This is a genomic window from Kribbella sp. (genome assembly GCF_035655035.1).
Taxonomy (GTDB): Bacteria; Actinomycetota; Actinomycetes; order Propionibacteriales; family Kribbellaceae; genus Kribbella.
Window position 1 is genome coordinate 1 of the sequence record NZ_DASRVN010000299.1, and the last position, 14,548, is coordinate 14,548.

A 14,548-nucleotide genomic window follows, 5' to 3' on the forward strand; every position below is an offset into this window, starting at 1 on the left:
GCGATCCCCACGTGTCGCAGCAGCGTCTCGGCGCCGTCGTTGTCGCTGTGCAGGTTGATGTACTCCACGATCTGTCCGAGCGTCGGCGAGTTCACCTGAGCCAGCAGTGCCGCGCTGGACGGCGCGACGACCGGCTTGACCGCGGGTACCACCTTGATGCCGTCCTGCTGCAGCAGCTTCTGGAACGACGCGGCCGCGGCCAGCGACGGGGAGGCCGCGCGTTTGGCCATGTGCGGAGCGATACGGCCCTCGTTGACCCACAGTGCTGAGGTGGGCGCCGCAATGCCCTCAGGTACGTAGTTGGCCTCCCAGTGCGTGTTCACGGCAGGCCCGCTGAACAGCTTGGCGTCGTACCCGAGGCTGACCGACGAGACCCCCTGCGCCTTGAGCGCCTTCGCCGTACTCGCCGCTAGTGCCTGGAGGGTCGCACGGGCCGGGTAGTCGGCGGCAGGCGTCACGGTCAGCAGCGGGTCGCCCCCGCCAACCAGAGCGATCGACCCCTTGCCCAGGCTCACCACCTTCGTGGCGAACGTGTGGTCCGGGCCGAGCGTCTCCAGCGCCGACACCGTGGTCAGCAGCTTGAGCGTGGAGGCCGGCGTGTACGGCGTACTGGCGCCGACCGAGAACACCGGCTTCCCGCGGGAGGCGTCGTACACGTAGATGCCGTGGTGCGGGCCGAGCGACGGGTCCTTGAGAATCGGGGCCAGCGCCGCCCCGACACCCGCTGCGGTCGGAGCCGCACCCTTTGTGGTGGCCGGCACCAGGACAGCGGGCGCCTGCTGCTGGACCTGTTGGGGTACTGCGCGGGCACTGCTCACCAGGCCGGTGCACAGCACCGTACTGAGAAGCGTGACGAATGCCGCACGGGCAGGTCGGGCCACCGGGCTGCTCCTGTCATTCGGTCGGTCGGAACCGTGACAGTATCTGCCGTATGGAGTTCGACGTCTTCATCGAGATCCCCAAGGGCACCCGCAACAAGTACGAGCTGGACCACAAGACGAACCGGCTGCGCCTCGACCGCACGCTGTTCACGGCGACGCAGTACCCGTCCGACTACGGGTTCATCGAGGACACCCTCGGTCAGGACGGCGACCCGCTGGACGCGCTCGTGCTGCTGCCGGAGCCGACGTTCCCGGGCTGCCTGATCCGCTCCCGGGCGATCGGCATGTTCCGGATGACCGACGAGAAGGGGCCGGACGACAAGGTCCTCTGCGTCCCGGCCGGCGACCCGCGCCAGGAGCACCTGCGCGACATCCACCACGTGCCGGAGTTCGACCGGCTGGAGATCCAGCACTTCTTCGAGGTCTACAAGGACCTCGAGCCCGGCAAGTCCGTCGAGGGCGCCACCTGGGTCGGCCGCGCGGCTGCCGAGGAGGAGATCACCGCCTCCTTCAACCGCCTGAAGACCGAAGGCCACTGAGTCCTGCCTGGATCACCAGGCAGTCACTGATCGCCTGAGACGCGGCGGAGCAGGGCCAGCAGGGTCTTGCGCTCCGCCGCGGTCAGCGGCGCCAGCAGGTCCGCCTCCGCGGCGTAGATCAGCTGGTCCATGTCCATCAGGTGCTGCTTCCCGGCGGGCGTGATCGCGACGATCTTCCGCCGCCGGTCCGCCGCGTCGACCCGCCGCGCCAGCATCTTGAGCTCTTCCAGCTCGTCGAGCAGCGTGACCAGATCGCTGCGATCCATCCCGATCCGGTCGGCGAGCGTCGCCTGCACCGCCTCGCCGTCGTCGGCCAGGCTGGCCAGCACGTGGTAGTGCAGCGTCCGGACGCCGCCTTCGGTCATGTGCTGCCGGACCAGCCGCTGGGCATGCTGGCTCGCCCGCCCGAGCGCGAACAGCACCTGGTCGGACAGCCGATGGTTCGGCGACTTCTTCACTTCACCAACTCTATTGGCAACGCCTCTTCCTGAGGTTATCGTGGGAATCTCCCATTATTTCTACAGCCCACTATATGGAGAACCCACGATGCGTGCAGTGCGTTACCACCGCCACGGCGGTCCCGACGTCCTCCGGCTCGACGAGGTCGCCGTTCCCGAGCCCGGCCCCGGCCAGGTCCTGATCGCGGCGGAGGCGATCGGCGCCAACGCGATCGACACCGTCCTCCGCCGCGGCGGCACGCCGTGGGACCGGCCGCTCCCGGGCACCCTGACCGGCGAGGTGATCGGCCGGATCACCGCCGTCGGCCCGGACGCGCCGCCCGGCGTCGCGGTCGGCCAACGGGTCGGCGCGCTGGCCGAGGACGCGTTCGCGGACCAGGTGCTCGCGGACGCCGCGTTCCTGGCCGCGATCCCGGACGGCGCCGACGCCGCCGAGGCGACGATGATGCCGATGACCGGACCGCTCGCCTACCGGCTGCTCGAGACCGCACACCTGCCGGCCGGCGGCACGGTGCTGATCCACTCCGCGGCCGGCACCATCGGCCACCTCGCCGTCCAGCTCGCCCACTCGTACGACCCGAAGACGATCATCGGTACGGCGTCCTCCCCGCACCGCCTGGACTTCATCCGCTCGCTCGGCGCGGAGGCCGTCGACCTGACCGATCCGGACTGGCCGGCCAGGGTCCGCGAGTTCGCACCCGACGGCGTGGACGCGGTCCTCGACGCGGTCGGCGGAAAGGTCTTCGAACAAGGCCTGGAGCTGGTCCGGCCGGTCGGCACGATGGTGTCGTACGGCGCCATCACCACCGAACTGCCGTCGGTGCCGGCCGGGGCCCTGTTCGGGTTCAAGTCGGTCAGCGGCGTGTCGATCATGGGCTGGCGCGGCGCCCGCCCGGAAGCCGCCCGCGCCGACCTCACCGAGGTCACCCGCCGCTGGCAGTCCGGCGAACTCCGCCCCGCCGTGGCCACCACTCACCCCCTCGCCGACGTCGCCAAGATCCACGAGGCTCTCGACGCCCGCACCGCCCTGGGCCGCCTGGTGGCGATTCCCTGAAATACTCAACGGGTGGAGCTTCGGCAGATGCGGTACTTCGTGGGGGTCGCCGAGGAACTGCATTTCGGGAAGGCGGCGGAGCGGCTGTACATCTCCACCCCGACGCTCAGCCAGCAGATCAAACAGCTCGAACGCGAGGTCGGCGCCACGCTGCTGATCCGGCACAGTCGTGGTGTCGAGCTCACCCCGGCCGGGCAGGTCTTCCTCGCCCGCGCCCGGGAAACGTTGCAGGCGGCCGGCCTGGCGCTGAAGGACACCCGCCGGGCCGCCGGCCTGGACGAGCCGGTACTGCGCCTCGGACTGCTGAACGGGATCCCCGGCTGGCTCCCGGCCGCCCTCGAACAGCTCGCCACCGAACGGTTCCCGAACAGCACCGTCACCCTGGAGGCAGGCACCACCACCGACCAGCTCCGGATGCTGGGGAACGGCGAGATCGACCTCGGCCTGGTCCGTACGCCGCTCACGTTGCCCACGGCAATCACCTCCGAACACCTGGTCACCGAGGAACTCGGTGTCCTGCTCACCGCGACACACCCGCTCGCCACCCGCCCCGAGCTCGGGCTGGAGGACCTCACCGGCCTCGAACTGATCTGGATCCCACGCGCGGCCGCGCCGGAGTTCCATGACGACACGCTGCGCCGGATCGGTCCCGGCGTACGGCTCAGCGACATCAGCATGAGTCACTCCCAGCTCCGTTCCGCGCTGCTCGTCCGGCGGGACGCGATCAGCCTCGGATCCCGCCGCGCCGCGACCGCGGAGGTCGTCTGGCGACCGCTCGAGGGCCGCCCGCTGGTCGCCCGGTACGCCGCCGTCTGGCGCACCGACTCGAACAACCCGGTGCTGCAGGCAATGATCGTTAGCCCTGGCCTAACGGTCGTTAGCCAGGAAATCGTGGTGGACTGATGCTTTCGGTGGTTGGCTCGAAACGTCAACCACCGAAGGAGAATCAGTGCCGGAAAACGTTGTCGTCATCGGCGGGAGCTCGGGGATGGGACGCGCCCTCGCCGCCGAACTAGTTGCCCAGGGCAGCGAAGTCACCGTCGCCGGACGGTCCGCGGCCAAGCTCGCCGCGGTACGCCGGGAGCTCGGCGTACACACCGTCGAAGTGGACCTCGGGAGCGAGCCGGACATCGAGCGGCTGTTCGCCACCACCGGACCGATCAACCACATCGTCAGTACCGCGGCCGACGTCGCGGGCGCCTACCAGCCGATCCTCTCGTACGACGTGACCGCGGCCCGCGGCGCGATCGAGTCCAAGCTCCTCGGCCCGCTGCTGCTCGCCAAACACGGCGCCCCGCTGCTCGAACCCGGCGGATCAATCGTTTTCACGTCCGGCATCGCGGCGTACCGTCCAGGACCGCGAGCCTCGTTGCTCGCGGCCCTCAACGGCGCCCTCGCCTCGCTCGCGGCGGCCCTGGCCGTCGAACTCGCCCCGCTCCGAGTGAACGTGATCTCACCCGGCTGGGTCGACACGCCGATCTGGCAGGACGTCGCCGGAGACGAGGCCCCACAAACCCTTGCCGCGATGGCAGCCCGCCTCCCCGCCGGTCGCATCGGCCGCCCCGAAGACATCGCCGCCGCGATCATCGCCCTGCTCCGCAACGGCTTCGTCACCGGCACCGTCCTCCACGCCGACGGCGGCCACCGCCTCGTCTGACCCTGAGTCCGCGTTGTCGATGCTCAGCTCACGCCGAGGAGTTCGGTGATCCGTGTGTAGAACGCGGCGGGGTCGCCGGCGAGCGATGCCTTCACCATCGCGGTCCAGTCGTCGACGACCACTTCGATCGAGCCGGCGGCCAGCGCGTCGAGCGAGCGGCGCGGCACCTCGCGAGGATCGATCATCGGCCCGTCGTACCCGGCCATGATGTCGGTGTCGGCGGCGCCGAGCAGGACGCCTTGGACGAGCGTGCCCTGCGCCGCGAGTTCGAGACGTACGCCGTTCGTGAGGTTCCACTCGGCGGCCTTGGCGGCGGCGTACGCGCCGGCGCCCGGAGCGGCGAACCACGACAACGCCGACAGGATGTTCACGATCGCGCCGCCGCCGTTGGCGCCGAGGACGGGACTGAACGCGCGGATCACGTCGAGCGTGCCCCAGAAATGCGTGTCCAGCTCGCGGCGGATCTCGGCAAGGTCTCCCGTGACCAGGGTGGCACCGGTCGAGATGCCGGCGTTGTTGACGAGTACGGTCACATCCCGCGCGCCGGCCGCGGCCGCGACGACGGACTCGTGGTCGAGCAGGTCGAGCCGCAGCGGCACCACCCGGGCGTCGTCGAAGTCGAGGCGCTCGGGACGGCGGGCCGTCGCGTAGACCTTGCGCGCCCCGCGCTCGAGCAGCTCGAGCACGAACTGACGGCCGATGCCACGGTTGGCTCCGGTGACGAGTGCGATCTGATCGGTGAGGTTCATGCGGCTACGCTAAAACCTCACGTTGACGTCAAGGTCAAGTCGAACCGGAGGAGGGCACGGATGCGGATCGGCGAGGTCGCACACCAGGCAGGGGTCAGCAGCAGAGCACTTCGGTACTACGAGGAGCAAGGTCTGCTCGCCCCGGAGCGGACTCCCAGCGGCCAGCGCACGTACCCGGAGGCGGCCGTCGAACGCGTCAAGCTGATCCAGCAGCTGTTCACGGCCGGACTGCCGAGCCGAACCATCCGGCAGCTGATGCCCTGTATCGACGCCGGCCACGGCTCCCCTGAGGTCTTCGAACTGATGGCGGCCGAGCGCGACCGCATCACTGCCGCCATGGCCGCGCTGGCCGCCGCGCGCGATGCTCTCGACCGCATGATCGAGATCGCGAATCACCCCACGCCCGAGCACTGCCCGGCGCTGCGCGAGCCGGCGTGGGCGCCGTACGACCCGACCGACCGAACCGCGGCCGGTCCGTCGGCGCCCGTCGCCGTCTGACCGGGGACGCCTACGGGCGGCCGAAGAAGTTCGGTGGGATCCAGTAGTAGACGCTGTTGATCTGGACCGGCTTGCCGGTGCGCGGTGCCTGGATCATCATCCCGTTGCCGATGTACATCGCGACGTGGTGGATGGTCGACGGGTCGTTCGGGTCGAGTGCCCAGAAGATCAGGTCACCGGGCCGCAGGTCGTTCTCGTGGATGTGCTGGATCTGCTCGTACTGCGCGGCGGCGTAGTGCGGCAGCTGCACACCGGCCTGCGCCCAGGCACCCATCGTGAGGCCGGAGCAGTCCCAACGGTTCGGGCCGGCCCCACCCCACAGGTACATGTCGCCGAGCTGCCGCATCGCGAACCTGATCGCCGCCGACGCCCCGTGGCCCGACGAGCTGCCACCGCCACCGCCGTAGCCACCGCCACCGCCACCGCCGTTGTCGCCGCCGTCGGACGACGGCTTGTGGTGCTTCGGCTTCTTGCCGTGGTTCTGCCGGGCCTCGTCGCGGGCTTGCTGCTCCTCGCGGGCCTGCTCGGCCGCCGCCGCACGGCGCTCCGCTGCCTCCTGGGCCGCGATCCGGCGCTTAAGTTCGGCTGCTTTGCGGGCCGCCTCCTCGGCAGCCTTGATCCGGGCGAGCTCCTCGAGCCCGTGCTGCCGCTGGGCGGCGACCTTGACCGAGATGTTCTGCAGTACGGCGAGCTGGGAGATCGAGTTCTTCCGCTGGACACCGATCGCGGTCACCGCGGCGGCCTGCGCCGCCTGCGCGTCCTCGGCCGCCTTCTTCGCCGCAGCCGCCTCGTCGGTGGCCTTCTTCACCTTCACGACGGCCTGGTCGGCCTGCACCTTGAACAGGTTGGTCATCACCTGAGTGGCCGAGAACCGCAGGTACGAGCCCTGCATCGCGGCCGACACCGAGTGCGCCGCACCGGCGGAGTCGAGCAGCTGCTGCGGGCCGTCCGCGGTGAACAGCGGCGCGAGCTTCGCGACGTCACCGCCACCTTGGTACGACGCGGCGGCGAACCGGCCGATCTGCTGCCGCTGGGCGAGCAGCGTCTTCTCCGCCTCGGCGGCCCGGGCCGCCGCGGCGGCCGCCGCGGCCTTGGCCTGCTGGAGCCGGTAGACAGCCCCGTTGTACGCCTCGTCCGCGATCCCGGACTGGATACCGAGCTGCTCGAGCCGCGCGTTCGCGGCGGCGAGCTCGCGCTCGATCTTGGCGACCTGGCCGGCCTTCGAGGCGGCGGCCTGCTTGGCCCGCGCGACCGCGGCCTTGGACGGGATCACCGGCGGTTTCGGCTTGGCAGCCTCGGCCGGGAGCGTGGGCACGGCCATGGAGCCGGCCAAGCAGATCGCGAGCACCCCGGAGAGCAGCAGCTTGCCTGCCCGACCGGTCTTCCCAGCACTCGCGACCCGTTCGCCGGACGTGGCCCTTGGGGGCGTCCGCATCGGGTCGTTCCTTCCGCCGGTCACGAACCCCTTCCCCAGGGTTCGTGAACTTTTGGTCCTCCTGGACCACATACGTGACACTAGTTGCCTACAGCCCCATTGGGAACAGCTTTCACACAAGTAACTTTGTTTCACCCGTGTGTCGACTTGACAAACTACAAGCTTGTAATTCCGCGAAGGTGCAGGTGGGCGCACGAAAACGCCCCTCCGAACCCTTCCGGAGAGGCGTTTCGCGACGTTGGATTCAGCTGAGAACGAACGAGTGTCGTCGGACGGGACGTCAGTGCACCAGACGGCCGACGGCGCCCTTCGCGCCGGAGGCCCAGCAGCCGGCGTTCACGCCGTGACCGGCGCACTCGACGCTGTCGAAGCTGCCGTCGTAGAACTGCTTCCAGCTGCGGCCGCCGTCCAGGCTCACGTCGCTGCCGGACGGGCCGACCGCGATCACGGTGAACGGCGACCACGGCACGAAGTGCGAGCCGCTCCGGTACCCCTTCGGCGCCCGGTCCGCCGGCACCAGCTTCCAGGTGCGGCCACCGTCGTACGTCACCGAGGCCGCGTTCACCGCCTCGGTCGGCTTGGTGAAGTCACCGCCGACGGCAACGCCGAACAATGTGTTCCGGAACGCCAGGCTGAAGATTCCGGCCGCTGCCCCGCTGGCCATCGGCGAGTCCGCCACCGTCCACCGCCGGCCGCCGTCGACGGTCCGGAACACGCGCGGCCGATCGCCGCCACCGGTCGCGAACCACGCGGTACGCCCGGCACCCGCGACCAGACAGGTACCGCTCGCGGCGAACCCGGCCTCGCCCGGCAGCGCGGCCGGCATCCCGGCGGTCGGCTGCACCTGCCACGACCGGCCGCCGTCCGAGGTCGCCGCGATCCGGAACTTCCCGTCCACCGGGTCGCTCATCGCCAGACCGTGCTTCACATCATTACCGTGCCCATCTGTATTGAAGGCGATGCAGTCGTAGAACGCCTTCGGATCGGTGTTCCGGAACGTTTCCGACCACGTTTTCCCGCCGTCGGCGGTGCGGTAGATCCGGGAGTCCTCACCCTCGCCGATCGTCAGCGCCACCGCGCGCTGCGCGTCGAACGCCTCGACGTCGCGGAACTGCAGCGCCTCGGCGCCGGCCGGGCTGACGTTCTGCCAGTGCTGCCCGCCGTCGACCGTCCGCAGTACGGTCCCCGCCGTGCCGCCCACCCAGGCGACGTCCTTACTGACCGCCGCCAGCCCGCGGAACTGCGCCGTCGTACCGGTCGGCGTCAACTCCCAGCGGTACGACGGCCCGCCGTGCGCCTGAGCCGGTACCACATTCGCCATCAACAACAGACCTCCTGCCGCGAGAGCGGCCACACGCAGGATTCTCATGCGCGGAAATCTAGCCCGTCATCACCTGGCTGCCCAGGACGCTGAGCAAACGCAGTTTCTCGGCGCTTTCGCTGCCCGGTTCGGCGGTGAAGACGATCAGGGTCTGCTGCTGGTCGCGGTTGTCGATCAGCTCGCAGTACAACTCCAGCTCACCGACCGACGGGTGCCGAAAACGCTTGGTCCGGCTGTGGCTGACCACCACCTCGTGCGCCTGCCAGATCTCGGCGAACTCCGGGCTCCGCTTCCGCAGCTCGGCGACCAGCGACGCGGCGTACGACTTCGGGCCGTCGATGGTGGCGACGGTCCGGAGCTTCGACACCAGCAGCCGGCTGTGGGTGCCGACCTCGGGCTCGGCGTACAGCGCCCGCTCCTCCGGATGGGCGAACCAGCGGTACACCTCGCTGCGCTCGAACCCGTCGTAGTTGGTCTGCTCGCCCGCGAACGCGACGTGCGCCGGGGTCTGCGCGATGGTCTCGCCGTGCCGGTTCAGCAGCATCGCCGGTGTGTCCCGCAGCCGGTCGAGGATCCGCAGCATCCCGGGGTCGACGTGGTCGGAGTTGGTGCTGCGCGGCGGCGTACCGTGGCCGGCCAGCAGGAAGAGGTGGTCGCGTTCCTCGAGCGTCAGGCGCAGGGCCCGTGCGATCGCGCCGAGCATCTCGACCGACGGCTGCGGCCCGCGCCCGCCCTCGAGCCGGCTGTAGTAGTCCGCCGACATCGCCGCGAGCGCGGCAACCTCCTCACGCCGCAGGCCCGGCGTACGGCGACGGCGCCCGCGCGGCAGGCCGACGTCCTCGGGCTGCAGGGCTTCGCGGCGCTTGCGCAGGAAGTCGGACAGGTCGGAGTACTCCATGGCTCCAGTCTCCACGGCTGTCGCCCGTTATCCACTGCTTGCCGAGCAGAGGCTGAACTCAGCCTGGTTGCCGACGGCATCCAGTCACAGGCTGGAGCCATGAAAACGACCGGAAACACGATTTTCCTGACCGGCGGTACGTCGGGTATCGGCCTCGAGCTCGCCCGCCGTTTCCGCGACCTCGGCAACACCGTGATCATCAGCGGCCGCCGCAAGGACCTGCTCGACAAGATCGCCGCCGAGGACCACATCGACGGCATCGAACTCGACGTCGCCGACCCGGCCTCGATCACCGCGGCCTACGAGACCGTCACCACGAAGTACCCGGACCTGAACGTGCTGATCACAATGGCCGGCATCATGCAGCCGGAGGACCTGCGGAACCACGACCTGGCGCTGTCCGAGCAGATCGTCACGATCAACCTGCTCGGCACGATCCGCACCGTCACGGCCTTCACGCCGCACCTGCTGAAGCAGGCGGACGGCGTGATCATGACGGTCTCCTCGGGCCTGGCCTTCGTCCCGCTGGTGATGACCCCGACGTACTCCGCCACCAAGGCGGCCGTCCACAGCTACACCCAGAGCCTGCGCCACCAGCTCGACCTCCAGGTGGTCGAGCTGATCCCGCCGGCGGTGCAGACCACGATGCTCAACCAGGAGAACGACCCGCACGCCATGCCGCTGGCCGAGTACGCCGACGAAACCGTGCAGCTGCTCCGGGACCACCCCGACGCCGAGGAGATCCTCGTCAACCGGGTCCACTTCCTCCGCAACGCGGAGAAGGAGAACCGCTACCAGCAGGTGATCGGCGTCCTGAACTCAGTCGCCTAACGCCTGCTCGATCCGCTCCACCTTCGCGGCCAGCTGTCCCGTGTACCCGGGCCGGATGTCCGCCTTCAACACCAAACTCACCCGAGGCGACACGGCGGCGACCGCGTCCACGGCCTGCTTCACCACCGCCATCACCTCGGCCCACTCGCCCTCGATGTTCGTGAACATCGCGTTGGTCTCGTTGGGAAGACCGGAGGCGCGAACGACCCGGATGGCCTCGGCCACCGCCTCGCTCACGCCCCCGGTCTCGTCACCGGACGCCGGACTGATGCTGAATGCGACGATCATGCACCCAGCTTGCCAGCCCCGCCGTCAGACCTCGTCCTGCACTGCCTCCTCGGTGGCGCGGCGCTCGGCGCCGGAGGTGGTGAGGAGGGCCTTCTCCTTGATGAAGACGACCGCGATCAGGGCCAGGATCGCGAACGGGACCGACATCATGAACAGCTGCGCGGTCGCGTCGCCGTACGCGTTCTCGACGACGGTGCGGACCTGTTCCGGGAGGTCCTTGATGTTCGGTACGGCGCTGCCGCCGCCGGACGACGTACCGCCGGGGTTCAGGGTCTGGGTGACCTTGTTCGCCAGGATCGCGCCGAGCACGCTGACGCCGATCGTGCCGCCCATGCTCCGGAAGAAGCTGACCGCCGACGTCGCAGCGCCCAGCTCCCGGGCCGGTACGTCGTTCTGCGCCGCGAGCACCAGGTTCTGCATCACCAGGCCGATGCCGACGCCGAGCACCAGCATGAACGCCCACAGCATGTACTTCGACGTGTGCGCGTCGATCGTGCCGAACAGTGCGAGCCCGATCGGCAGCAGCACGCTGCCGACGACCAGGTAGATCTTCCAGCGGCCGTACTTCGTGATCAGCGCGCCGGCGATCGTGGACGCGGTCATCATGCCGAGGATCATCGGCAGGCTCATCAGGCCGGCCTTGGTCGGCGAGTACCCCTGCGCGATCTGGAAGTACTGCGCGAGGAACACCGAACCGGCGAACATCGCGACGCCGACCAGCGCGCTGGCGACGATGGCCAGCGTCACCGTCCGGTTGCGGAACAGGTCCATCGGGATGATCGGCTCGGGGTGCCGGCGCTCGACCAGTACCGCGGCCAGCAGCACGACCAGCGCGATCCCGACCAGCGCGAAGCTCCAGCCCGACACCCAGTCGAACTTGTTGCCCGCGAACGACGACCAGACCAGCAGCGTGCTGACGCCGCCCATGATCAGTACCGCGCCCCACCAGTCGATCTTCACGTCCCGCCGGACCGTCGGCAGCTTCAGCGTGCGCTGCAGCAGGATCATCGCGGCGATCACGAACGGTACGCCGATCAGGAAGCAGGCCCGCCAGCCGAGCGGCGAGTCGACCAGGAAACCGCCGAGCAGCGGGCCGCCGACGGTCGCGGACGCGAAGATCGCGCCGAAGACCCCGGAGTACCGGCCGAGCTCGCGCGGCGGGATGATCGCGGCCATCACGATCTGCACCAGCGCGGTCAGACCGCCACCGCCGAGGCCCTGGAGCACCCGGCTGCCGAGCAGTACCTCGATGTTCGGCGCGAAGCCGGCGACCAGCGAGCCGACCACGAAGAAGCTCAGCGAGAGCTGGATCAGCAGCTTGTTGTTGTAGAGGTCGGCGAGCTTGCCCCACAGCGGCACGGTGGCCGTCATGGTGAGCAGCTCGAGCGTGACGACCCAGGTGTACGACGACTGGCTCGCCCCCAGGTCGTGGATGATCCGCGGCAGCGCGGTCGACACCACGGTGCCGGCCAGGATCGCCACGAACAGGCCCATCATCAGGCCGGACATGGCCTGGATGGTCTGCCGCGGCGTCAGCGCGGCGGTGGTGGTGACCTCACCCACGGGTTCCGGAGTGGGTGACGAGGTCGTCGTCATGAGATGCCTTTCTGGTAGTCCGGCCCGTAGGCGTCATCGATGCCCTGGGCAAGTAGTTGGAACGCTTCGTCGAGCAGTTCGGCGACCGGGCGGTCCGGGGCGGTCTTGTGCAGCTCCATCACCACCCGGCAGGCGGCGCCCGCGGTACTGACGATCAGCGCCGGCCGGAGCGCGCCGGCCGGTTCGCCCATCCGTTCACCGAGGGCGGCGATCAGCTGCCGCTCGTCGTCGATGCTCGACAGCATCAGCAGGTACAGCAGGCTCGGGGAGCTCATGATCAGTTCGCCGCGCCGGGTCAGTTCGCCGTCACGCTCGAGGTCCCGCAGTACGTCGTGCACGACGTACCACATGGTGGTCAGCGGCGACTCGTCCGGCGGCGCGGTCCGCATCCGTTCCAGCGCGCGGACAAGATGCTCCGGGTTCCGGCCGAGGATCGCGTCTTCCTTGTGCGCGAAGTAGTTGAAGAACGTCCGCACCGACACGTCGGCGGCCTCGGCGATCTCCTCGACCGTGACGTGGTCCGGCCCCTTCTCCAGCGCCAGCCGCAACGCGGCATCGGCCAGCGCCGCCCGCGTCTGCAGCTTCTTGCGTTCCCGCAACCCACCCGCTTCCCCCACCCGACCAGGCTAGGCAGAAACTTGCAGTCACTGCAAACAATTAATCGCGCAACTTTGCATCCAGTGCAGTGCGACACGCGAACGCCGCCGTCTCTGTGAGCGGTCGGCTACCGTCCGTCAGGTGATATCCGAGACTTTTCCGTCCGCAATGACTCGCCGCCGGTTCGCCGGCCTGACCGCCCTCTCCGCCGCGGCCGCCACCGGCCTGACCCGGATCGGCCCGGCGTCCGCCACGCCGTACACCACCGCCCTGGTCGTCGGGACCGGGTACGGCGCGGCCGTCACCGCGCTCCGGCTCGGCGAGGCCGGGATCCCGACCACGATGGTGGAGCTGGGTCAGCAGTGGAACGTCCCCGGTCCGGATGGGAAGGTGTTCTGCTCGACGCTGAACCCGGACCGCCGGTCGATGTGGTTCCACCGCCGTACCGAGGCCCCGCTGGACACGTTCCTCTGGCTGGACGTCGTGAACCGCGACCTCGGTACGCCGTACGCCGGCGTGCTGGACCGGATCGACTACCCGAACATGGACGTGTACGTCGGCCGCGGGGTCGGCGGCGGATCGCTCGTCAACGGCGGCATGGCCCCGACGCCGCAGCGCGCGTACTTCGAGAAGGTCCTGCCCGAGGTCGACGCGACCGCGATGTACGACCGGTACTTCCCGCTCGCCCGGCGGATGCTCGGCGTGAACACGATCGACCCGCGGTACCTGGAGAAGACGCCGGTGTACAAGTACGCGCGGGTGTCGCGGAAACTCGCGCACCAGGCCGGTTTCCGGACCGCCGTCGTACCGAACGTGTACGACTTCGGGTACCTCGAGCGGGAGGAGCGGAACGCCGTACCGCGGTCGGCGCTGGCGGGCGAGGTGATCTACGGGAACAACCACGGCAAGCAGTCGCTCGACAAGACGTACCTCGCCGACGCGCTCGGGACCGGGAACGTGACGATCCGGACGCTGACCCGGGTGACCACGATCCACCGGCAGGGCAGCGGGTACCTGGTCGGGCTCGAGCAGATCGATGCCCTGGGCAAGGTTGTGAAGCGTAGCGAACTGGCCTGCCGGTACCTGTTCCTCGGCGCCGGCAGCGTCGGCACCACCGAGCTGTTGCTAAGGGCAAGGGAAACCGGAACGCTTCCTGATTTGCCGGACGCGATCGGTACCGGCTGGGGCGGCAACGGCAACGTGATGACCGCGCGGGCCAACCAGCTCTGGGATCCGACCGGCCCGTTGCAATCGACGATCCCGACGCTGGCGATCGACAACTGGGACGACCCGGTCAACCCGTCGTTCGCCGAGATCGCGCCGCTCCCGGTCGGCATCGAGACCTGGGCAAGCCTGTACCTCGCCATCACGGTCAACCCCGAACGCGGGCACTTCACCTACAACCACGGTACCGACCGCGCCGACCTGCACTGGTCCGCGGAGCAGAGCACACCGTCGATCCACTCCGCGAAAACGCTTTTCGACCGGATCAACCGCGCGGCCGGTACGACGTACCGCTATGACCTCTTCTCCGGAAACCGCGCGTTCGCGGCCGACTTCTGTTACCACCCGCTCGGCGGCTGTTTGTTGGGCAAGGCAACCGACGCGTACGGCCGCGTCACCGGCCACCCCGGTCTGTACGTCACCGACGGCTCGCTGATCCCCGGCTCGCTGGGCGTCAACCCCTTCGTCACCATCACCGCCCTGGCCGAACGCAACATCACCCGCCTACTCGCGACGGAGCTG

General features: G+C 69.3%; 16 protein-coding genes. 7 read left to right on the forward strand and 9 right to left on the reverse strand.

Annotation, left to right across the window (positions count from 1 at the left end; all coding sequences use genetic code 11):
* On the reverse strand, window positions 1–881 hold an 881-nt coding region (locus VFF46_RS17285; protein ID WP_325038157.1), incomplete at its 3' end, for a D-alanyl-D-alanine carboxypeptidase.
* 50 nt (window positions 882–931) lie between these two features.
* On the opposite strand from VFF46_RS17285, the gene VFF46_RS17290 reads away from it, so the two are divergent.
* A complete protein-coding gene (locus tag VFF46_RS17290) occupies window positions 932–1,420 on the forward strand; it encodes an inorganic diphosphatase (RefSeq protein ID WP_325038158.1) in 489 nt (162 codons plus the stop codon).
* Between the two features lie 23 nt (window positions 1,421–1,443).
* Here the strand turns inward: VFF46_RS17290 and VFF46_RS17295 are convergent, their stop codons facing one another.
* Window positions 1,444–1,878 carry a MarR family winged helix-turn-helix transcriptional regulator gene (locus tag VFF46_RS17295; RefSeq protein ID WP_325038159.1) on the reverse strand — a complete coding sequence of 145 codons (435 nt, stop codon included), beginning with the start codon at window positions 1,876–1,878 and terminating at the stop codon, window positions 1,444–1,446.
* A gap of 88 nt (window positions 1,879–1,966) precedes the next feature.
* Here VFF46_RS17295 and VFF46_RS17300 point away from each other — a divergent pair, with 88 nt between their 5' ends.
* Genes VFF46_RS17300 through VFF46_RS17310 form a run of 3 tightly spaced genes read left to right on the forward strand, consistent with a single transcriptional unit; the run spans window position 1,967 to window position 4,589 of the window.
* Complete coding sequence (locus VFF46_RS17300) at window positions 1,967–2,932, forward strand: quinone oxidoreductase family protein (protein ID WP_325038160.1); 966 nt, start codon at window positions 1,967–1,969, stop codon at window positions 2,930–2,932.
* A 12-nt stretch (window positions 2,933–2,944) separates the two neighbouring features.
* Window positions 2,945–3,835 (forward strand): LysR family transcriptional regulator, encoded by an 891-nt coding sequence (locus VFF46_RS17305; RefSeq protein WP_325038161.1) that lies wholly within the window; start codon window positions 2,945–2,947, stop codon window positions 3,833–3,835.
* 46 nt (window positions 3,836–3,881) lie between these two features.
* Window positions 3,882–4,589: an SDR family oxidoreductase gene (locus VFF46_RS17310; RefSeq protein ID WP_325038162.1), complete on the forward strand. Its 708-nt coding sequence runs from the start codon at window positions 3,882–3,884 to the stop codon at window positions 4,587–4,589.
* Between the two features lie 23 nt (window positions 4,590–4,612).
* On the opposite strand, the gene VFF46_RS17315 is transcribed toward VFF46_RS17310, so the two are convergent.
* Window positions 4,613–5,338, reverse strand: coding sequence for an SDR family oxidoreductase (locus VFF46_RS17315; RefSeq protein WP_325038163.1), 726 nt, complete (start codon window positions 5,336–5,338; stop codon window positions 4,613–4,615).
* Window positions 5,339–5,398: 60 nt separating this feature from the next.
* Between VFF46_RS17315 and VFF46_RS17320 the strand changes: the two genes are divergently transcribed.
* On the forward strand, window positions 5,399–5,836 hold the full coding sequence (locus tag VFF46_RS17320; protein WP_325038164.1) for a MerR family transcriptional regulator: 438 nt from the start codon (window positions 5,399–5,401) through the stop codon (window positions 5,834–5,836).
* Window positions 5,837–5,846: 10 nt separating this feature from the next.
* Here the strand turns inward: VFF46_RS17320 and VFF46_RS17325 are convergent, their stop codons facing one another.
* The 3 genes from VFF46_RS17325 to VFF46_RS17335 form a co-directional block, all read right to left on the reverse strand.
* On the reverse strand, window positions 5,847–7,271 hold the full coding sequence (locus VFF46_RS17325) for a C40 family peptidase (RefSeq protein WP_325038165.1): 1,425 nt from the start codon (window positions 7,269–7,271) through the stop codon (window positions 5,847–5,849).
* 280 nt (window positions 7,272–7,551) lie between these two features.
* Window positions 7,552–8,640 (reverse strand): oxidoreductase, encoded by a 1,089-nt coding sequence (locus tag VFF46_RS17330; RefSeq protein ID WP_325038166.1) that lies wholly within the window; start codon window positions 8,638–8,640, stop codon window positions 7,552–7,554.
* A 10-nt stretch (window positions 8,641–8,650) separates the two neighbouring features.
* Window positions 8,651–9,490: a helix-turn-helix transcriptional regulator gene (locus VFF46_RS17335; protein WP_325038167.1), complete on the reverse strand. Its 840-nt coding sequence runs from the start codon at window positions 9,488–9,490 to the stop codon at window positions 8,651–8,653.
* A gap of 99 nt (window positions 9,491–9,589) precedes the next feature.
* On the opposite strand from VFF46_RS17335, the gene VFF46_RS17340 reads away from it, so the two are divergent.
* Window positions 9,590–10,321 carry an SDR family oxidoreductase gene (locus VFF46_RS17340; RefSeq protein WP_325038168.1) on the forward strand — a complete coding sequence of 244 codons (732 nt, stop codon included), beginning with the start codon at window positions 9,590–9,592 and terminating at the stop codon, window positions 10,319–10,321.
* Here the strand turns inward: VFF46_RS17340 and VFF46_RS17345 are convergent.
* The 3 genes from VFF46_RS17345 to VFF46_RS17355 are packed head-to-tail and all read right to left on the reverse strand — an operon-like array spanning window position 10,310 to window position 12,822.
* Entirely contained in the window at window positions 10,310–10,609 is a 300-nt protein-coding gene (locus VFF46_RS17345) for a thiamine-binding protein (protein WP_325038169.1), read from the reverse strand. The genes VFF46_RS17340 and VFF46_RS17345 overlap by 12 nt on opposite strands.
* A 24-nt stretch (window positions 10,610–10,633) precedes the next feature.
* The gene (locus tag VFF46_RS17350; protein ID WP_325038170.1) at window positions 10,634–12,172 is read right to left on the reverse strand and encodes an MDR family MFS transporter; all 1,539 of its coding nucleotides are present in this window, start codon (window positions 12,170–12,172) and stop codon (window positions 10,634–10,636) included.
* Window positions 12,173–12,201: 29 nt separating this feature from the next.
* Window positions 12,202–12,822 (reverse strand): TetR family transcriptional regulator, encoded by a 621-nt coding sequence (locus VFF46_RS17355; protein ID WP_325038171.1) that lies wholly within the window; start codon window positions 12,820–12,822, stop codon window positions 12,202–12,204.
* Between the two features lie 148 nt (window positions 12,823–12,970).
* Between VFF46_RS17355 and VFF46_RS17360 the strand changes: the two genes are divergently transcribed.
* On the forward strand, window positions 12,971–14,548 hold a 1,578-nt coding region (locus VFF46_RS17360), incomplete at its 3' end, for a GMC oxidoreductase (protein WP_325038172.1).

Bases quoted from the DNA above. Each gene is read 5' to 3' on its own strand.
- VFF46_RS17290 (WP_325038158.1), top strand. From the start codon at position 932: ATGGAGTTCGACGTCTTCATCGAGATCCCCAAGGGCACCCGCAACAAG.
- VFF46_RS17300 (WP_325038160.1), top strand. From the start codon at position 1,967: ATGCGTGCAGTGCGTTACCACCGCCACGGCGGTCCCGACGTCCTCCGG.
- VFF46_RS17315 (WP_325038163.1), bottom strand. From the start codon at position 5,338: ATGAACCTCACCGATCAGATCGCACTCGTCACCGGAGCCAACCGTGGC.
- VFF46_RS17320 (WP_325038164.1), top strand. From the start codon at position 5,399: ATGCGGATCGGCGAGGTCGCACACCAGGCAGGGGTCAGCAGCAGAGCA.
- VFF46_RS17325 (WP_325038165.1), bottom strand. From the start codon at position 7,271: ATGCGGACGCCCCCAAGGGCCACGTCCGGCGAACGGGTCGCGAGTGCT.
- VFF46_RS17330 (WP_325038166.1), bottom strand. From the start codon at position 8,640: ATGAGAATCCTGCGTGTGGCCGCTCTCGCGGCAGGAGGTCTGTTGTTG.
- VFF46_RS17335 (WP_325038167.1), bottom strand. From the start codon at position 9,490: ATGGAGTACTCCGACCTGTCCGACTTCCTGCGCAAGCGCCGCGAAGCC.
- VFF46_RS17340 (WP_325038168.1), top strand. From the start codon at position 9,590: ATGAAAACGACCGGAAACACGATTTTCCTGACCGGCGGTACGTCGGGT.
- VFF46_RS17345 (WP_325038169.1), bottom strand. From the start codon at position 10,609: ATGATCGTCGCATTCAGCATCAGTCCGGCGTCCGGTGACGAGACCGGG.